Annotated in this window: 17 protein-coding genes; 9 read left to right on the top strand and 8 right to left on the bottom strand. The window is 40.7% G+C overall.

What is annotated here, in order from left to right; genetic code table 11:
- Positions 1 to 195 precede the first annotated feature (195 nt).
- The 5 genes from BA70_RS10115 to BA70_RS10095 all read right to left on the bottom strand — a co-directional run bounded on the left by BA70_RS10115 (position 196) and on the right by BA70_RS10095 (position 5,122).
- Positions 196 to 1,302, bottom strand: a complete 1,107-nt coding sequence (locus tag BA70_RS10115) for an ABC transporter ATP-binding protein (protein ID WP_034321543.1) — start codon at positions 1,300 to 1,302, stop codon at positions 196 to 198.
- Between the two features lie 138 nt (positions 1,303 to 1,440).
- Positions 1,441 to 2,316 carry a helix-turn-helix domain-containing protein gene (locus BA70_RS10110; protein ID WP_034321540.1) on the bottom strand — a complete coding sequence of 292 codons (876 nt, stop codon included), beginning with the start codon at positions 2,314 to 2,316 and terminating at the stop codon, positions 1,441 to 1,443.
- Positions 2,317 to 2,336: 20 nt separating this feature from the next.
- A complete protein-coding gene (locus BA70_RS10105) occupies positions 2,337 to 2,546 on the bottom strand; it encodes a YheE family protein (RefSeq protein ID WP_003211787.1) in 210 nt (69 codons plus the stop codon).
- Between the two features lie 154 nt (positions 2,547 to 2,700).
- Positions 2,701 to 4,059: a YheC/YheD family endospore coat-associated protein gene (locus tag BA70_RS10100; protein WP_034321537.1), complete on the bottom strand. Its 1,359-nt coding sequence runs from the start codon at positions 4,057 to 4,059 to the stop codon at positions 2,701 to 2,703.
- On the bottom strand, positions 4,016 to 5,122 hold the full coding sequence (locus tag BA70_RS10095) for a YheC/YheD family protein (RefSeq protein WP_034321535.1): 1,107 nt from the start codon (positions 5,120 to 5,122) through the stop codon (positions 4,016 to 4,018). The genes BA70_RS10100 and BA70_RS10095 overlap by 44 nt, the downstream gene beginning before the upstream one ends.
- A gap of 214 nt (positions 5,123 to 5,336) precedes the next feature.
- Here BA70_RS10095 and BA70_RS10090 point away from each other — a divergent pair, with 214 nt between their 5' ends.
- From BA70_RS10090 to BA70_RS10070, 5 genes are all read left to right on the top strand, one after another.
- Positions 5,337 to 6,470, top strand: a complete 1,134-nt coding sequence (locus tag BA70_RS10090) for a DUF445 domain-containing protein (RefSeq protein WP_034321533.1) — start codon at positions 5,337 to 5,339, stop codon at positions 6,468 to 6,470.
- Positions 6,471 to 6,591: 121 nt separating this feature from the next.
- Positions 6,592 to 6,948: a YlbF/YmcA family competence regulator gene (locus tag BA70_RS10085; protein WP_034321530.1), complete on the top strand. Its 357-nt coding sequence runs from the start codon at positions 6,592 to 6,594 to the stop codon at positions 6,946 to 6,948.
- Between the two features lie 447 nt (positions 6,949 to 7,395).
- Positions 7,396 to 8,262 (top strand): Cof-type HAD-IIB family hydrolase, encoded by an 867-nt coding sequence (locus tag BA70_RS10080; RefSeq protein ID WP_034321528.1) that lies wholly within the window; start codon positions 7,396 to 7,398, stop codon positions 8,260 to 8,262.
- A gap of 113 nt (positions 8,263 to 8,375) precedes the next feature.
- The gene (locus BA70_RS10075; protein ID WP_034321525.1) at positions 8,376 to 9,875 is read left to right on the top strand and encodes a coproporphyrinogen III oxidase; all 1,500 of its coding nucleotides are present in this window, start codon (positions 8,376 to 8,378) and stop codon (positions 9,873 to 9,875) included.
- Positions 9,876 to 9,950: 75 nt separating this feature from the next.
- On the top strand, positions 9,951 to 11,225 hold the full coding sequence (locus BA70_RS10070) for a lysine N(6)-hydroxylase/L-ornithine N(5)-oxygenase family protein (RefSeq protein WP_034321524.1): 1,275 nt from the start codon (positions 9,951 to 9,953) through the stop codon (positions 11,223 to 11,225).
- 38 nt (positions 11,226 to 11,263) lie between these two features.
- Here the strand turns inward: BA70_RS10070 and BA70_RS10065 are convergent, their stop codons facing one another.
- Complete coding sequence (locus BA70_RS10065) at positions 11,264 to 12,487, bottom strand: cation:proton antiporter (RefSeq protein ID WP_034321521.1); 1,224 nt, start codon at positions 12,485 to 12,487, stop codon at positions 11,264 to 11,266.
- 3 nt (positions 12,488 to 12,490) lie between these two features.
- Complete coding sequence (locus tag BA70_RS10060) at positions 12,491 to 12,988, bottom strand: cation:proton antiporter regulatory subunit (protein ID WP_034321519.1); 498 nt, start codon at positions 12,986 to 12,988, stop codon at positions 12,491 to 12,493.
- 353 nt (positions 12,989 to 13,341) lie between these two features.
- Between BA70_RS10060 and BA70_RS20180 the strand changes: the two genes are divergently transcribed.
- Complete coding sequence (locus tag BA70_RS20180) at positions 13,342 to 13,536, top strand: hypothetical protein (RefSeq protein ID WP_078061699.1); 195 nt, start codon at positions 13,342 to 13,344, stop codon at positions 13,534 to 13,536.
- 23 nt (positions 13,537 to 13,559) lie between these two features.
- Positions 13,560 to 14,333, top strand: a complete 774-nt coding sequence (locus BA70_RS10045; protein ID WP_051691138.1) for an enoyl-CoA hydratase — start codon at positions 13,560 to 13,562, stop codon at positions 14,331 to 14,333.
- A gap of 31 nt (positions 14,334 to 14,364) precedes the next feature.
- Here BA70_RS10045 and BA70_RS10040 read toward each other — a convergent pair whose 3' ends face one another.
- Positions 14,365 to 14,553, bottom strand: a complete 189-nt coding sequence (locus BA70_RS10040; RefSeq protein ID WP_034321511.1) for a YhzD family protein — start codon at positions 14,551 to 14,553, stop codon at positions 14,365 to 14,367.
- Between the two features lie 171 nt (positions 14,554 to 14,724).
- On the opposite strand from BA70_RS10040, the gene BA70_RS10035 reads away from it, so the two are divergent.
- Positions 14,725 to 15,939 (top strand): metallophosphoesterase family protein, encoded by a 1,215-nt coding sequence (locus BA70_RS10035; RefSeq protein ID WP_034321508.1) that lies wholly within the window; start codon positions 14,725 to 14,727, stop codon positions 15,937 to 15,939.
- Between the two features lie 16 nt (positions 15,940 to 15,955).
- Positions 15,956 to 18,742, top strand: a complete 2,787-nt coding sequence (locus BA70_RS10030; RefSeq protein WP_034321505.1) for an ATP-binding protein — start codon at positions 15,956 to 15,958, stop codon at positions 18,740 to 18,742.
- Positions 18,743 to 18,758: the final 16 nt, after the last annotated feature.

The following is an 18,758-nucleotide window of genomic DNA, read 5'->3' as shown; positions in this document are numbered from 1 at the left end:
TTGGGTTTGCTGGAATCGCACCAGCGAAATGATCAAGTCATTTGCCACTTGGCGAAACCCAATGCAGTAACTGCTTTGTACTAAGTATTATGGTTATTTGTGAAGAAAACATACGAGAAAAGAACATGGTAAATGTTGTGTCAACATACAAAAAACCACCACTCAATAGTGAGTGATGGTGTTGCGTATGTCTCCTTATTCAGCTGATCGAATGCGCAGCTCAGTATCAATATCGAAGAAGTGCGCTTTATTCATGTCAATGGCAAGCGGTATAGACTGACCTGCCTGAATATCCGTACGAGAATCAACACGTGCAATAAACGTTTGACCATCGAGAGAAGAATAAAGCATTGTTTCTGCTCCCATTAATTCAGCCACTTCTACAATTCCATCAATTTTTGTTCCTTCAGACGCCTCAATAAACACAGGCTCATCATGGAAATCTTCCGGCCTAATGCCAAGAATGACATTCTTTCCGATATAGCCTTGACTACGTAATATCTTCATCTTTCCTTCGGGTACACGAATGTGAGTTTTTCCAACTGCGATGGCGCCGTCAGAAAGTTTCCCTGTAAAAAAGTTCATCGCAGGAGAGCCAATGAATCCGCCAACAAACACATTCTCTGGGTTCTCATAGACATCCTTCGGCGCGCCCACCTGCTGGATAAAGCCATCTTTCATAACAACAAGGCGAGTAGCCATTGTCATGGCTTCAGTCTGATCATGTGTGACATAGATAAATGTCGTTTGCAGGCGCTGGTGAAGTTTAGAAATTTCAGCACGCATCTGAACACGGAGTTTTGCATCTAAATTTGAGAGCGGCTCATCTAGAAGAAAGACTTTTGCATCGCGCACAATCGCTCTGCCAAGTGCAACACGCTGTCTTTGACCGCCAGACAGTGCTTTTGGTTTTCTCTCTAAATATTGTTCAAGCCCTAATATTTTAGCCGCATTTCGAACCCGCTCATCAATTTCAGATTTAGGAAACTTCCGAAGCTTTAATCCAAAAGCCATATTATCGTACACATTCATGTGAGGATATAATGCATAGTTTTGGAAAACCATCGCAATATCCCGGTCTTTTGGTGCTACGTCATTCATCCGTTTACCGTCTAACAGAAAGTCCCCTTGTGAAATTTCCTCAAGACCTGCAATCATGCGAAGGGTTGTTGATTTACCACAGCCCGATGGACCAACAAACACAATAAATTCTTTATCCTGTATATGTAGATTAAAGTTGTCTACTGCTGTTACTTTGTTATCGTACACTTTATAAATTTGATTGAGCATCATTTCAGCCATGGATAATAGCCTCCCATTCCCTTTTTGAAAGCGCTTTACTTATAAATAAAGTGTATAAAATAGGGGGGAGTCTGTAAATGGACAACGTGCACAACATCTTATTTTCATTTTTGGGCAGGGTGCTCATGTCACCATGATTTATGAAAGGTCGAGAAGACTCATCATAAAGTAAGCAGCCGATGCTTCCGAAAAATGTCGTATATCTAGACCTGTGCGCTCAATAAATTTATCGATCCGATATTGAAGGCTGTTTCGGTGAACATATAAAGCTTTTGCTGCCTGCGATGCATTTAAATTACATTGCATATAGGTCATAAGGGTGCGGTAAACATCCCGATCAAAGACCGTTTCTTTAAAAGCATCAGAAATAGCGTCAAAAACCACAGAGGCATCATAACGAATGAGAGATGGCAGACATTGATAAAATGTGGCAACCCCTGACCTAAGCTTACCTCGCTGCATATGCCACATAAAGAGCTGATGTTCATTTAACAATCTCATTTGCAAATGGTTATTTGGCAAATGCAGCTGTCCTTGTAAAAAGAAAGAGTCTGTTAAAAAATCACTTGTGATGGCCTGAGACAAATCATTTAACTGATCTAATTGACCATTTTCTGACGTAGCGTTTGTTTGAATCAGCATAGCTGTTTCAGCGCCTGTCCATATGAATTGGGTGCATTCGAGGCTGCTATTCACAGCCTCTTTTATTTGCTGTCTTTGTTCGGCTTGATGGTCCATTTTAAAATAATGAACACGGACGGGATGGTGGACGGTTAATGGTTTGTTTTCAAAAAGATAGCTGTACCATTTCTGTTCATCCTCAGTCTGCTGTGTATGAGATAGATCAATTGGTGTAAGGAAAGAATTGAGAAGAAGTGTTTCTCTTGCTGTAAGCTCCGTTTTGTCTACTCCAAATATTTCGCCTTTGTCCGTTTGATACCAAAGAATCTGTTTGTCATTTGTTGGTGAACTGATGATATGGTGTCCGTAAACAAGCTTTAACTTTTCTAACATGGCGAGGCTCCTTAAACAGTTTAATCATAGACATGGAATAGCATTAATTCGTGGATTTCTTCTTTTAGGGTTGGTTCGACTTCATGAGGCGGAAGCTGGGAGCCCCATTCAATATCACCCGTTTTGTGGTAGATACCTTCATAGTGCGCACCATTGTGAAAAAAGGATATTTTCCATCCTGGCAATTGCGCTTTCTTAAAGAGGGGTTTCCATTGAAAATGAGAAATCATATCATCATTGCCTCCTTGCTTTTATTGATGAAACAATAAATAAACACGACAATACGGAAACAACCTTGAACTTGATTTTATTGTATCTCATCTGATGAAAAGAGCATAGGAAAAGCATAGATTTCAGAATACTGACACGCGAGACGAAAAACAATCAGTTGACGTTCGCGTGATCTGTAGTCGTGAGTGCCGTTTGTGAAAGGTAAGACGCGTAATCCACAATTCTTTTCCCGATCAGCCATTCTGATTTTTTCAAGGACACATGCTGGAAAATCTCACGGCCTGGGCGAGAATTGGCTTCAAACATCCAGATTGCGCCTGTGTGATCAATGCCTAAGTCAAAACCGATTTCACCAATATGACCAGGCATTTTTTCATCTATCACCTGACTAAGTGTGATGGCAGTATGAGAAAGCTGTTGTAAAATCTGCAAACGTTTCTTCTCTTCAGGAAAGACATCATAGAGTGTTTTGACCGATCCTCCATGTAACTGATGGGTCGTGACTGTGTGATTTCCTGAAACTTTTGCCGCTGCTGCCGTGACTGTCCAATGACCATACTTATTTTTATTCGTATGAACTCTGAAATCCATCGGTTGATTGTCTATATGCAGAAGTTCAATGCCTTGTTGGGCAATAATTTCATGAATGACGCAATCTTTTCGCAGCTGTTTGACGAAATGGTCTACTGAATCATATGAAATGGACTTCCCTTTATTCGAACGTACAATGATCTCGTTATGCACTGATTTTAATTGATAAATACCGTCTCCGTGACTCCCGTTTGTCGGTTTTAAGTAAATGACATGATGCAGATGGAGGAGTGTTTCTATTTTACTTAGAGTGTCCAAAGGATCTAATTGTATGGAATGTGGCAGAAAGGACAATGTTCGTTCATCTGTTAATAGTTGCTCATGTATATGCCATTTATTAAAAAAATAAGGGTTGAACCAAGGGATCTCGTAATCTTGAGTGAGTTTGCGCTTTGTTTCTTGAATGAAAGCCGACTGAGCAGCCTTTCTATTTGGAAGCCGGTCATAAACGACTGACGGCAGAGGGAGTTGTTTTTTAACCCATCTGTTCCCTTGATAGAGCAGTCCTTCTACTATCCCTTTTTCCCAATCAATAGAATGAGTACCAAAAACATATGCAAAACCAGCATGTTGCTTGCAAGATTGCAGCAGCTTGATAAAAAAATCTGATCTTGATCCTAATGGCTGCGTACTTTGCTCAAAACCTGCGGTGAAAATGCCGATCAGTGGCCCTATAAAGAGTGTATCGTTAACGATGATGACTTCAACTTTTGATTGGTAAGGAATCAGTAAATCGATGTATAGGTCTTTCGATAATAAAATTTTATGTGTTTGTTGATGGTAGGAAATGGTGAAGTCGTCTACTAAACGAGACCCTAAAGCAAGAGAATCGATTGCATTCTGCTGTTTAAAATGGATGGGAAGATGAATTGTTTTTTCACTTGTTAGATGAGGGACGATGATGCAACGATTTCTGTACATAAGAAGCCTCCTTCGGTTGAGACATCATAGATTGTGCATGTTCAAGAATGAATCGAATCAATTGATTTTCCTTTTCAGGGTAAGCTTTTAAAAAAGCGGATCGTCCTGGTTTAGATCTTATATTTGATATGAAAAGTCTGCCTTCACTTGTATGAAGTAATTCTACAGCGAACTCAAAGCATGGAGAGTAGGTTTTATCTACATATGCTGGGAGAGATGACTGAATGGATGCAATATCATCTAATAGTAGCTCTTTGATGTGTGGCTGCAATGAATGTAAGTAGTGGTCAAAGCCTACCACATGATTTGAATTTTGTGCATTGCTTAAAAGGCTATTTTCCAAAGGTGATTTTGTGTGAATCCCCATGCTATTCCATTGATTTTGTGAATCTTTCATAAGAAAAATCCTTATTTCATTGAATAAAAAATCTTTTTGGTCATTCGTGTTAAAAAATTGAAGGAAATATCGACCTACAAACTTTTTGCACCATCGTTCAACCTCTGATGGACGAGAAAATGTGATGACCTGCATGGGACTTAGCTGAACAGTGAATGTTGTTTTGTCATTTAAGGAAATGAAGTAAGTAGATGATGCATGCTGTTGAGAGAGCGGTTGCATCTTACAATATCCACCCTTCCTTACCATGTTGAGCAGGTCCGAGGGCTCTTTCAATAATGAGCATACAGGTAAATATGGCTGCAAAGAAGGAAGGAGACGGAGCCGCTCGAATAGCACCATTTTATTTGGGATTCCAGTATTCAAAAAAGCTGTTTTTGGATACTTTTTTAGCCATTCCATGATTGGTTTTGCTTTTTTAGATTGTGCGCCATGCTGGTAAAGACATCGATCGTAAATCAAGTCTGGAATTTGAAATTCTGCGGCTGCAAAACCTTTGTCATTCGTATATTTTTGACCTTGTATCAAATTCGAAGCAGGCTTTAAATCAAGAGGTGTAAAACGAACAACCTCTAAATCAAAAGAAGAGGCAGCTTTGGCGAGCTGACGTGTGAATACCTCTTCATGCTGCGGAGAAAGGGTCACAATACCTAACGTTGACGTCATTAAAAAACACCTTCTTTTCAACTTCATTTTTTACCACCAGAAAAACACTTTTTCATGATTTTACAGAAACCTTGCGCTCCTTTATCATTACGACAGATTACTTTATCATATGTCTCATTGCATGCTTCATTTGCTTGGGATCATGACAACAACTATAATACGTATAGATCAAAACAATAAACATCGGGTGTAGTTTGAAAGGTAGATGACGACTTTGAATATATTCACAACGTTTATCTTTATGATTGTTATAGGAGCAGTCATAGGAGCAGCGACAAACCATCTTGCAATTAAAATGCTTTTTCGTCCTTATAAGCCATATTACTTATTTGGAAAACAGCTCCCATTTACACCAGGGCTCATTCCTAAAAGAAGAGATGAAGTAGCCAAGCAGGTTGGTGTCATGGTTATGGAGCATTTACTCACGCCAGAAGGTATTCAAAAACGATTTGAATCATCGGAGGCAAGGCAAGAGATCTTGCATACAGTCCATCAATATATTGACAAGGGTGCTGATATGGAGATAACAGTGCTCTCCTTGTTAGAAAGATTTGGCGTTCCGCAGGCTGATGTAAAAGCAGATGAATGGCTCCATCAGTGGTCTGATCAGAAGCTCAGTTCACTGCTTGAAAAATATGATCAGCAAATTTTATCTGAATTGCTTCCTCCAGAAGTGGAAAATAAAATCTCTTCAAACATTCCAGTTGCAGCAGATTATATTTTAAAGAGGGGCATTCATTACTTTGAAAGTGAAGAAGGAAAAGCAAGACTTGGCAATATGATTGATGATTTCTTAAAGGAACGAGGAATGCTTGGCAGTATGGTCCAAATGTTTCTTGGGAATTCAAGCTTAATTGACCGTGTACATCCTGAAATCATCAAGTTTTTAAGAAATGCAGAAACAAAAAGGTTTTTATCGGATTTGCTTGTTCAAGAATGGGACAAGGTAAAGCAGTTTTCTCTTCATGAGCTTGATGAAAAATGGAATGTGAAGGAGCTTGTATTTAGTGTGAAAAGACAATTGCTTTCCCATTTCTCTACAAAGCTGATATTAGACAGACCAGTTGGAGCTTATGTCAGTGCTGTAGCGGATGATCTCAAAACACAATTTGCGCCAGTGCTGATTGATAAGGGGATCGAAGCGGCATCGAATGCTTTAGAGGGTCTGCTCGCTAAGCTTCAATTTGAAGAAATCATTCGGGAGCAAATTGAACTTTTCCCACTTGAAAAAATGGAAGAGCTTGTGGTCAGCATTTCCAGTAAAGAGCTCAAGATGATTACCTTTCTAGGTGGTCTTTTAGGCGGGATGATTGGCGCTATCCAAGCTATTTTTGTCACGCTATTCTAAGACCGGCTAGAGAAATTTTGATGAATTTATTGTATATATGTGAAACGAAAGCCATAGTTTGTTATAGTGGAGTGGTGTCCGCCGATCATATCGGTGATAACGGATAGAAAGGAGACATAACATGTCTGTAAATCTTTATGATGTTGCATATGACCTTGAAAAAGCACTGCGTCATAGCGAAGAATATTCAACTTTAAGAAATCTTTATGATGAGGTAAATGAGGATGAGTCCTCTAAAAGAATGTTTGAGAACTTTCGTGACATTCAAGTAAACCTTCAACAAAAACAAATGACTGGCCAAGAGATTACACAAGAAGAAGTGGAGCAAGCTCAAAAAACGGTGGCACTTGTTCAGCAGCACGATAAAATCTCTCAATTGATGGAAGCAGAACAACGCGTGAGTGTTCTCATCGGTGAATTAAATAAAATTATCATGAAGCCTCTTGAAGAGCTTTATGGAAATACAGAAGAAAATTAATTGAAAGGGCGATAAAATTCGCCCTTTTTTTAATTAGCATCTCCTCTGTATATCTTTTAAAAAAAGGTTGATGAAGCTCAAAAATTCTGCGATAATACTTATTGAAAGTGCTTTCAAAAAAGCGCTCTCGTGATTAATTGGGTGCGTTTCACTTGGGATTTATGGCGATGAGCCGAATGAGAGAGAAGCGCTTCTGGGAGAAACGCAAAGCATAAGGGGATCGAATATAAGCAATGCTTTGGTGTGTGAAAGATAAGGGGATTATGGGGAGCTTCATCACTCCATTGTTACGCATCCAAACCATACATAAAAAAAAGCCTAGGGGTAGGCTTTTTTTATTTACCGTTGATTCATAAAGCTAGGGGTTGTTTCAACTGTATGTTCTAAAGCACCAAGCTAGGGCATATCCTCATCTTAAGTACAGTCATCAAGAAGGGGGATGCCTCAGTGTCAAAAAAACTACTTGCACTCAATATAGATGGAACGTTACTTCGTTCCAATGGGAAAATTCACTCCGCTACAAAAGAAGCTGTAGAATATGTAAAGAAAAAAGGGGTTTACGTGACGATTGTCACCAATCGGCATTTTCGGGCAGCACAAAAAATCGCCAAGGCGTTGAAGATTCCAAATTCAACTCTTGTGACGCATAGTGGTGCTTTTATCGCTGATAAACTCGATGAGCCGCTTCATGTGAAGAAATTAACGGAAGAAAAAACATTTAATCTTGTGCAAATTCTTGAAAGCTTTGATTGTAATGTCCGCTTGCTGCATGAAAAATTCTCTATCGGCAATCGAAAAAAAACACAGTCTCAATTGATGGGAAAGACGTTGATTCATCCGTCTGATCCGATTTTTTATCCCGTTCAATTTGTAGAATCGTTAAGTGATATGCTGATGGATGAACCGGTCAGCACACCAGTGATTGAAGTATATTCGACCGCAGAGCTTCAGCCTGAGATTCACAAGACCATTCAACAAGCATTCCCTTCTGTCGATCTCATTAAGATCAGTGATGAGAAAATGAATATCGTATGCAAAGGGGTTTCAAAAGAAGCAGGACTCTCTCTTTTAACCTCGGCGCTAGGTTTAACTTTAGAAGATACGGTCGTCATCGGCCACGGGCCAGATGACATTCCAATGCTTGAGTTAGCTGGCTTAGGCGTCGCTATGGGAAATGCACCTCATTCGGTCAAGCGTAAAGCCGATTGGGTGACACGGTCTCATGATGAACAGGGCGTCGCTTATATGATCAAAGAATACTTTAGAATGCAGCAAAGGGAAGGATTTTTACATCAATTCGATATTAAACGATAATACGGTGAAGACCCTGTCCATTAAGAAATGACAGGGTCTTCATCTGTTCCCTTCATTGCTTTTCCTAGATGAATTTTGTAAAATGAAACAAGTTTGAAGATAAAGGTGATACGATGCGAATTTTAATTAAAGGGCTGTCAGATGAACGATTTCATCGCCCGCTTGTCAATATAGCAAACTTATTTGAAGAAGATAGTGAAGTGCTGTTTGATCCAGACGAACAGGATGATGGTTTAGTGATCGTGTTTAGCTGGAAAGAAGAACGTGGAATGATTGAAGCATCTGGCCATATCGCTGGATCAGAAATAAACAGTCGTTTTACAAGAGATGTGCCAGAGGGCTTAAACGATAAAGAGCGCTGGAAGCAAATCAAAAACACAGTGCTCTCTGTTTATTTACACCTGCTTCAGGAGCATACAGGCATGACGCAAAAATGGGGGATTCTCACCGGGATACGTCCTACGAAATTACTTCACAAGATGCTAAGAGAAGGCATGACAAAGGAAGAAGCACATGCGGCGTTAAAGCGTGATTACTTGATTCATGATGAAAAAATCGATTTGATGCAGGAGATTGTCGACCGTCAGCTTCAAGCGATTCCAGATCTGTATGATCTTCAGCAGGAAGTGAGTATTTATATTGGTATTCCTTTCTGCCCAACAAAATGTGCTTATTGCACGTTCCCTGCTTATGCCATTAAAGGACAAGCTGGCAGAGTGGGAACGTTTCTCTTTGGACTGCATTATGAGATGCAGAAAATGGGCGAATGGTTAAAAGAACACGGGATCAAAGTGACGACCGTTTATTTTGGCGGAGGTACGCCAACGAGTATCACAGCGGAAGAAATGGATTTACTGTATGAAGAAATGCATCGCTCTTTCCCTGATGTGAAACATATTCGAGAAGTTACTGTAGAAGCAGGACGTCCTGATACGATTTCGCCTGATAAGCTAGAGGTGCTAAACCGCTACAATATTGACCGGATTAGCATCAACCCGCAATCATATGAGAATGAAACACTGAAAGCCATTGGCCGGCACCATAGTGTGGAAGAAACGATTGAAAAGTATCATTTATCAAGACAGTACGGCATGAATAATATTAACATGGACTTAATCATTGGTTTGCCGGGTGAAGGACTAAAGGAATTTCAGCACTCCTTGCAGCAGACTGAAGAACTAAGGCCTGAATCTTTAACCGTGCATACACTCTCCTTTAAAAGAGCGTCTGAGATGACGCGCAATAAAGAGAAATATCAAGTGGCAGACCGAGAAGAAATCACACGTATGATGGATGAAGCGGTCGCTTGGACGAAAGAACATGAATATTATCCATATTATTTATATAGACAAAAAAACATCTTAGGGAATCTCGAAAATGTCGGGTATTCATTAGATGGACAGGAAAGTTTGTATAATATCATCATTATGGAAGAAGTTCAGACGATCATTGGCATTGGATGCGGCGCAGCCAGTAAATTTATTGATCCGCGATCAGGAAAAATTACGCAGTATGCCAATCCAAAAGATCCAAAATCGTATAATGATCGCTATGAGCACTATACGGAAGAGAAAATTCAATTCCTTGAGTCATTATTTGTTTCTCACGTTTAAACACTGCGGTGACGCAGTGTTTTTTTCATTTGTAAAAGGGTATATAAGTGATAAAAAGTTAAAGCAGGTGTACATATGATTGATGTGATCGGAATTGGGATTGGGCCCGCAAATTTAGGATTGGCAGCTTTATTAGAGGAGTATGAAGACGTCACATGCTGTTTTTTTGAACAAGAGGCTCATTTTGCCTGGCATCCTGGTATGCTGATCAAAGGAACGGATTTGCAGGTTTCCTTTCTAGCAGACCTTGTGACGATGGCGAATCCAAGGAGCAGGTATACATTTTTGAATTATTTACATGAATCAAACAGACTTCATCGATTTTATACATTTGAACAATTTGATATACCTCGGAGAGAATTCAACGAGTACTTATCATGGGTCGCAGGTGAATTAGATAGCTGTCAGTTTGGGATGAAGGTAGAAGAAGTGACGGACTGTCAAGAAGGTTATCTAGTAAAAGTTCGGCAAATGAAAGACGGATCGCTTTCTGAATATCATGCAAAGCATGTCGTACTTGGGACAGGAAGCAAGCCGATGATTCCAGTCGATGTGCCAGAAGCTGCATTGCCACATGTGACGCATAGCAGCCGCTACTTAGATCAACAAAAAGAACTTCACGAAGCTGAATCGGTGACAGTAATCGGTTCCGGGCAAAGTGCAGCCGAGATTTTCTTAGACCTCCTTCAGCATCAAAAGAAAGGGCAGCAGCTTTCATGGTTTACACGTTCTAGTGAATTTAGAGAGCTGGAGAAGGCAGAGCTTGGCCAGGAGCTATTTACGCCAAAGTATGTTGAATATTTTCATTCGCTTCCTTATGAAGAACGTATGAATACATTGCCTAGACTGACTGGATTAAGGAATGGCATAGATGCATCGACGCTTTCTCGCATTTATCAGGAATTGTACCATCGCTCTGTTTCAGGAGAAGAGCCGTCTGTTCTCATTCAGCCGATGACCGAGCTTGAAGCGATTCAGATGGAGGAGCATCGGCCCTTGGAACTGCACCTAAGGCAGTGGAAGCTGAAGAAAGAAAAGAAAATAACAGCGGATCATGTGGTATTGGCTACAGGATACACGCCGAATATTCCCGCATGGTTTAGTGCGTACGAATCTTTGATTGAATGGGAAAGTGATGAACATTTTAAAGTGACAGGCGACTTCAGGCTTGTATTCAAAGACAAGCGCTCACATCATTTCTTTACATTTACTCATCTTGATCACTCTCATGGAACAGCGGCGACCAATTTAAAGCTATCCATCTACCGCAACCAGAAAGTGATACAAACCATTCGCGGGGTAAAGGAAACACCAGTGAAGCAAGAAACAGCATTTCAGCAATTTGATTAAGAAATGAAAAAGGGCCCTTTATTCGGGGCCCTTTTTGGTTAAATGGTTGTTTCTTTTTTCACTTTTGGTTTTTCTGTTTTCCACTTAAAGATTTTATTGAGTATGTGATAGATTCGCTTAGATTCTTTCGTCACAAGGGGTCCTAAAATCGCAAGGATTAAGACATATAATGCAGCAAATGGCTTCAATGTAGCGGCAAGCCCACCTGCAATGCCAAGCTCGGCTACGATGATTGAAAACTCTCCTCTTGAGACGATGGTTAATCCAATATTAGAAGAGACTTTATGAGAAAAACCAGCTCTTCTTCCAGCGAACATACCGGCAATGAAGTTCCCAATTAAGGTGAGAATCACAGCGCCAATCGCAAGCCAGAAGGCGTCTCCTAATGTAAATGGATCAATACTCAGACCGAAGCTGAAGAAGAACATCGCCCCAAAGAAATCTCTAAATGGAACAACGAGATGTTCGATGCGGTCAGAATGCTCTGTTTCTGAGAAAACAAGGCCAAGTAAGAGAGCACCGATTGCCTCTGCTACATGAATTGTCTCTGAGAAACCAGCGACAAAGAACAAAGCGGCAAAAATCACAATGATGAACACTTCGTTCGAACGGATATCGAAAAGCTTGTTTAATAGTTTTGGCAGCTTACGTGCGATGATAAAGAAAAGCATCATATAACCAAAAGCGATTAAAATAGATAATAAGGCACCGCCAACGGATGTGGCATCTCCAAGGACAAGACCTGATACGACGGATAAATAAACGGCGAGGAAAATATCCTCGAACATAATAATCCCAAGAATTAACTCTGTTTCAGGGTTCGCTGTCCGTTTCAAATCAACAAGGACTTTGGCAACGATGGCACTAGATGAAATGGTGATAACCCCTGCCATAATGAGAACCTCGAGGAATCCAAATCCTGTCATGAAACCATAAAGCAGTCCTAAGCTAAAGTTGATCAAAATATAAATAGATCCGCCGACTGCAATGGATTTGCCCGATTTAATGAGCTTTCCGACAGAGAACTCAAGTCCAAGGTAGAAAAGAAGGAACAAGACACCCATTCTACCAAAAAACGAAATAATTTCAGTGCTTTCGATAAATTTCAAATCAATGATCCCGATGGTCGGAGCGTGCGGCCCAACAACCATTCCGAGGACGATGAGAAAAGGAATGATAGAGAATTTAATTTTATTGGCAATTAAGCTGGCAATGGCGATGAGAATCAGCGCCGTCCCAATTTCAAAGACTAAATGATCCATTCATCACGCTCCCCCTCTAGAAAGAAAATCACGTATCAATCGCTTCAAGTGTTTTCTTTCCCCTGAAATGACCATCGTATCATTTGCTTGAATAATCGAATCAGCACCTGGGTTGAGTAATTTTTCATTTGTATGTTTAATGATCGCAATCACGGTTACTTCATAATTTTGTCTCACATCTAAATCACCGAGTGTATGTCCAACCGCTTTTGCGCCTTTTTCCACCTTAAACCATTCAATGATCAAGTCATTGAAGGCCATTTCAATGGTTTCAAGTGCCTGCGGCTTATACACCATCCCGCCGATAATAGCAGCAATTTGCCGGGATTCAGCATCATCGAGAGAAATGGTGGACAGAACTTCATCTGGATCATCATCGTCAAAACGATAAATCTCCCGTCTGCCATCATCATGAATCACAATCGTCATCTTTTCTCTATTTCTCGTTTCAATTTCAAATTTCTTTCCGATCCCTGGAAGATCATTTTCTTTAATGTTCATTTTATCCCTCCGAATATGATAGGTTGTGTTTTTCATATAGTGATTACGGATGAAATAAAATGAATCAGTAGAGGTAATTTGATTGACACATAATGGGGATCGCACACTTCATTTCCAAAAAACATAGATCAATGGATAATGCTGTTGATGGAACACGCTTTAAAAGAAAAGCTTTTGAACCAACCATTGATAATCTGTGCTTTAACAGAATGGATGAGGCATGTTTTTTTGAAAATGGAGGTGTCTTCACTGCGTTTATTTCTTCATCATAGATGGATGGAGAAATACAATTGGGTGTGCTCGCTTCTGCCTGTGAAGCAAAAACGACATTTGAAAAGGGAGAAAACATGACGATGAAGCTAATCAATATGAGTATGGAACACCTTATCAATCATCCTCCTCCTTTCAAATCATTTTTCTTTCTTATTTTACTATATAAAAATATATTTCTTGTTTCAACAATTATGCTTATTTTAGTATCAATTGATCTTGAAATTTTTTATTCAGAGGAAAAGGAATTACTCGATGGAAAGGGAAGTAAGTCATAAGCTGTTAAGAAAGAGGGGAATGGATGATGACATATATCAATGGTCAGTTAGATGGGGATATTTTTGAAATCGTTTTCAATAGACCGAAAGCTTATAATTCATTTCATGTTGACATGTTTGCTGAATTCAAGGAGGCGTGTGATACAGCGGAGGAAAGCAGTGCGAAAATCGTTGTGATTAAGGGAATGGGAAAAGGGTTTTCGGCTGGCGGAGATATTGGAATGATGCTTAAGCAGGATCGTGAAGAGGATTTTCATCGTGTGATGGATTTGATCGAGGGAATTACACTTTCTCTTGCCCGTATGAAAAAAGTGACGATTGCGCTTGTTCACGGGGCAGCGGCGGGCCTTGCTTTTAGCTTTGCTCTAAGCTGTGATTATTTGTTTATGCATCAGGATGCAAAACTCGCCATGAATTTTAACGGAATAGGGTTAATTCCAGATGGGGGAGGGCATTTTTTCCTCACAAAAAGAGTCAGTGAACAAACTGCCAAACAATTGATTTGGAGCGGACAAAAGCTGTCGGCTGAAGAAGCGCTCGAGCTTCGTCTCGCAGATGGTGTGTTTCAGGAAGAGGTCGATCTGTATCAAAAAGTGTGTGTGAAGCCGTTTATAAACATGCCGCTTCAGGCTTTTATTGAAACAAAGATGATCTATTTCCAGCAGTCAGAATCACAGCTGTTAGCCGTTCTTCAAAAGGAACGGGCAGCACAGGCAAGATTGAGGCAAAGTTATGATCACAAGGAAGGCATTCAGGCCTTTTTAGAAAAAAGGCCTCCTGTGTTTCAAAAAGTATAAACGAATGTGAGGCCGGCGAATGCCGGCTTTTTTAACGTTCAAATAAAAGAAGCTTGCCTGCATTATCAACGAGCCGATGAGAATGCTTCGTATATTGCTGTTCGGTTAAGCGATGACGTCCTAATTCCTTCGCCTTTTCATCACTATCCGTTGTGATTTTTTCATTTAATAAGGTCTCACCTGACCGATCAAATACGGTTAAAAAGTATGTTTTTTCCATCCGTCATCTTCCTTTCCTCTGTTTTTTAATGTAATTAAACAAGGGGTAAGACAAAACCTCTTTTTTGCTTTTAAAAATGTGTTTTTTAGAATGAGAGTGATAGAACGTGCATTCGCAAAAATGGCGTGATAAAATATGGACAACTACAGTACCGGACAAGGAGATAGACGTTTGACTAAGCTTACCTTTATTCATGCCGCAGATCTTCATTTAGATAGTCCATTTGCGGGAATGTCGAATATACCAAGCCAAATATTTAAGCGGCTCAAAGAAAGTACATTTCAAAGTGCCAAGAACATGTTTGATCTCGCCATTGAACGAGCAGTAGACTTTGTGCTGCTGAGCGGAGATTTATTTGATGAATCAAATCGCAGTCTGAAAGCACAGCTTTTTTTAAGACATCAGTTTCTAAGGCTGCAAACACACGGGATTGAAGTCTTTATTATTTACGGTAACCATGATCATTTAGGCGGTGAATGGACACCAATTGAGTGGCCAGAGAATGTTCACGTTTTCTCGAGTCATACGCCAAGTGAGCAATCTTTTTATAGAGGGGATCAGCTTGTCGCAAGTATTTATGGGTTTAGCTACAAGGAGCGAGCTGTCTATGAAAATATGACCTCTCATTACGTAAAAACGACTGATGCTGCTTATCACATTGCGATGCTTCACGGCACATTAGCGGGTCAAGAAGGACATGATGCGTATGCGCCATTTCAGCTACAGCAGCTCCTCTCGCGGGATCTCGATTATTGGGCGCTTGGACATATTCATAAGAGAGCCCTTCTCCATGAAGATCCATTTATTATTTACCCTGGCAACATCCAGGGCAGACATATAAAAGAAACGGGAGAGAAAGGCTGTTACTTTGTTCACCTCTCCGAAGATTCTGAGACAGCGGAGTTTATTGGGTGTGCAGATGTCTTCTTTGAGACATTGGGAATAGACATCACAGAAACGGTTCATATGACGGACCTCGTGACGCTTGTAGAAAGAAATATCGGTGAACTGAAAGAGCAGGGCGTTCCACATTTTGTGAAAATTGAATTGACTGGTGATGCGCCTGATTATTTTGAGCGCACGCAGCTTGAGGTGCTCGAGGAGCTGATGGCAGTTCTTCATGAGCAAGAAGAAGATGAAGACGTGTTCGTTTGGGTGATGTCTATTGACTGCCGAACAAACGAGGATATCGTCTATCCAGAAGATTCCTTTTTGAAAGAACTCACATCAGAAATTGCACAGTTTGAGGCATATGAAGAGCTGCTCTCACCGATTAAGCGTCACCCAACCTACAGGAAGTCAGGGAAAGCTCTCACAAAAGAGGATGAAGTGGACATAAAAGAAGAAGCACAAAGATTGCTGACAGAACAGCTGAAGCAATTATGAGTAAAGGAGAGGCATGATGAAAATACGTTCACTCCATATTGCGAATTTCGGGAAATTTTCAAATCGAACCTTTCACTTTTCTGATGACGGTTTTCAGCTAGTTTATGGCCTGAATGAATCGGGGAAAACGACTTTGAAGGCGTTTATTGAATCGATGTTATTTGGTTTTTCAAAAAGCAAGATGTATAAGCCGAAGCAGGGGTCTTTTTATGGCGGATCTCTCACTTGTGTAGATGAGACGTTAGGTATCATTCATATTGAGAGAACGTCCGATCAAGGCGGTCAAGCTCAGGTGTTATTACCAAATGGTGAAGTGAAAGACGAAGCTTTTCTAAGGACTCTTTTAAAGGGAACGGATCGCAGATTATTCCAATCAATCTATTCATTTGATGTGTTTGGATTGCAAAATGTCCAAGCCTTAAACCAAGATCAAATCGGTGAATTTTTACTTTTCTCAAGTTTATTTGGTTCAGATGCGGCCTCCAAGATGGATAGCAGGTTGCTAAAGCTGCAGGAGCAGCTTTTTAAACCAAATGGACGCAAGCCGGAATTAAACCAGCAGCTTGATCGTTTAAAAGAGCTGACAGGCCAGCTGAAACAAGCCAAATTGGTAGAAGGCCGTTATGCCGAAAAGAAACGGGAGCAATCTGAATTAACGGAGAGTATAGAAAAGCTTCAAAATGAAATGAAACAGGTAGAAGAAAATATTCATCAACTGACTGAACACATTCGACTGTACCCTATGATAGAGAACAAGGTGGAGCTAAAAAAAGAATTGGCGCATTATCCAGAACGAGTCAAGCGGTTTAAACAAGAAACAGAGCATGAACTTGATAAACTAGAATCACACCTTCACCCGAAAAAAGCGCAATTGACGGCACTGAAGTCGAAATTAGATCACTTGCAAACCTCGCTTGCACAAGTGCAACCACTCTATGAAAAAGATACGTTAATGGAGATGAATCGTGTCGTCGATGAGTCGTCTGAGGCTGAGCTTGTGATGAAGCGCTTAGCAGAAGGAAAAGCAGAGCGTGATTCATTGAAACAAAAAATAGAAGAAGCGACAGCGAAGCTGAAATGGCAGCGTCCAATTAAGCTGGATCAGATCGATGACTCACTTGATTTTGAGTGGGAATTAAAGGAGGCTGTCAGCCAATATGTTCGTTTAATGGATAGAAAAGCCCAGCTGGATGATCGATTTGATCACGCAAGACATGAGCTAGAAGAAGCGGAAACCGCTCTAAAAGGATTAAAGGATCAGCAGGTCAAGCAGCAGGGCGCAGAGGATGCCAGGGGAACAAGAACGAAAGAGAAACAGGTTCATTCCAGGGCGTGGTTATTCCCGGTCATGTTTATGTTTGATGCTGTGATCCTGTTCGTACTATTCTTTTTAACAGAGTGGTGGGTGACATTACTCTTTGCAGTGTTTTCTGTTCTTGTCTTCATTGCTATGTATCCATTCATTAAACATGCTCAAATAAGGCAAGGAAACAGTGGAGAGACATCTGATTCCTTTCAGGTTCAAGCAGCTTCAGCTGAAACGGTTGTGAGGCAAAAGGAGCTTCTATACGAAAGAATCATCCGGCAATATGAAGACTGGGAACGAGAGATAGAACCAGTCCAGCAGCAAGTAGAGGAAATGAAAAGACAGCTGGGCTTGTCCTCAGAGCTTTCTTTCCTCGTAGAAGCCTTTCATATTCTGAAACAATTAAAAACGAATACAGCGGCATATAAGGTGCTTACTCGGGAAATAGACGTGCTTGTCGACCAGGAATCACTCTACGAGCGTAGAGTCTTAGCGTTAAGCAGCATACTTCAAAGAAATGAAGGGACCATTCAAGAGAACATCTCAGCCTTTCAAGAGATATTGAAAGATGAGGCGAAAAGAGAAAAAGAACGTCAGGCATTGAATGTATCCATTCAACATGTGGAGCAGCAGCTGACAACGCTAGAAGGAGAAATTCAATATTACGAAAAACAAATTGGCGAGCTTTTTCGTCAAGTAGAAGCGGAGTCAATAGAAGATTACCAAGTACTTTCCCATCTATCTAAAGAATACCGGGAGCGGCTGTACAATTTGCAGCAGCTGAACCAAGAGTTGCATAGAAGCGGTTGTTTTGATGAGGAAGAATGGATTGTCCAGAAAGGATTACGCCTCCTCGAGGAGGAATGCGCAGAAGCGAAGAAGCATCTACATGACATTCAACTGAACTCGAGGAATATGGAAAAGCGCTTAGCAGAACTAGCCGTGGACATCCGGCAAATAGAAGCTTCAGGTACGGTGTCTGATCTGACTCATCAGCTTGCAGCCGAGCAGGAACATGCGAAGCATCTTGCGAAAAAATGGGCAGCTATTCAGCTTGTCCGCTCCGTCATTAGAGAAAAGTTGAATGAACATAAAGAAACAAGGCTGCCAGCGCTCCTTCAAACAGCTTCCAGCTTTATTCAGCCGTTAACAAATGATCGATATGAAGCCATTTTATTTTCAACCGAAGATGACCGGCTGATTGTAAAAAGGATGGATGGACGAATATTCCGCCCAGAGGAGCTTTCGCAGGCAACATGTGAACAGATCTATCTGGCGATTCGTTTTGCGCTCGCTTTGTCTCATCAGCAAGATTGTCAGCTCCCATTTATGATGGATGACAGCTTCGTTCATTTTGATCATGTTCGTCTAGGAAGAGTGCTGGAGATGATGAATGAAATGACTCGTTTTGAGACACAGCTGTTTTATTTCACCTGTCATCATCATATGAAGCAAGCAGCAGAAGAGAGCCAGATTACGAGTTTAGCAGTTGAATGATTTACAAATAATGACT

The organism is Bacillus zhangzhouensis, assembly GCF_000715205.1.
Classification (GTDB): domain Bacteria; phylum Bacillota; class Bacilli; order Bacillales; family Bacillaceae; genus Bacillus; species Bacillus zhangzhouensis.
This window is presented reverse-complemented; position numbering and strand designations above follow the sequence as displayed.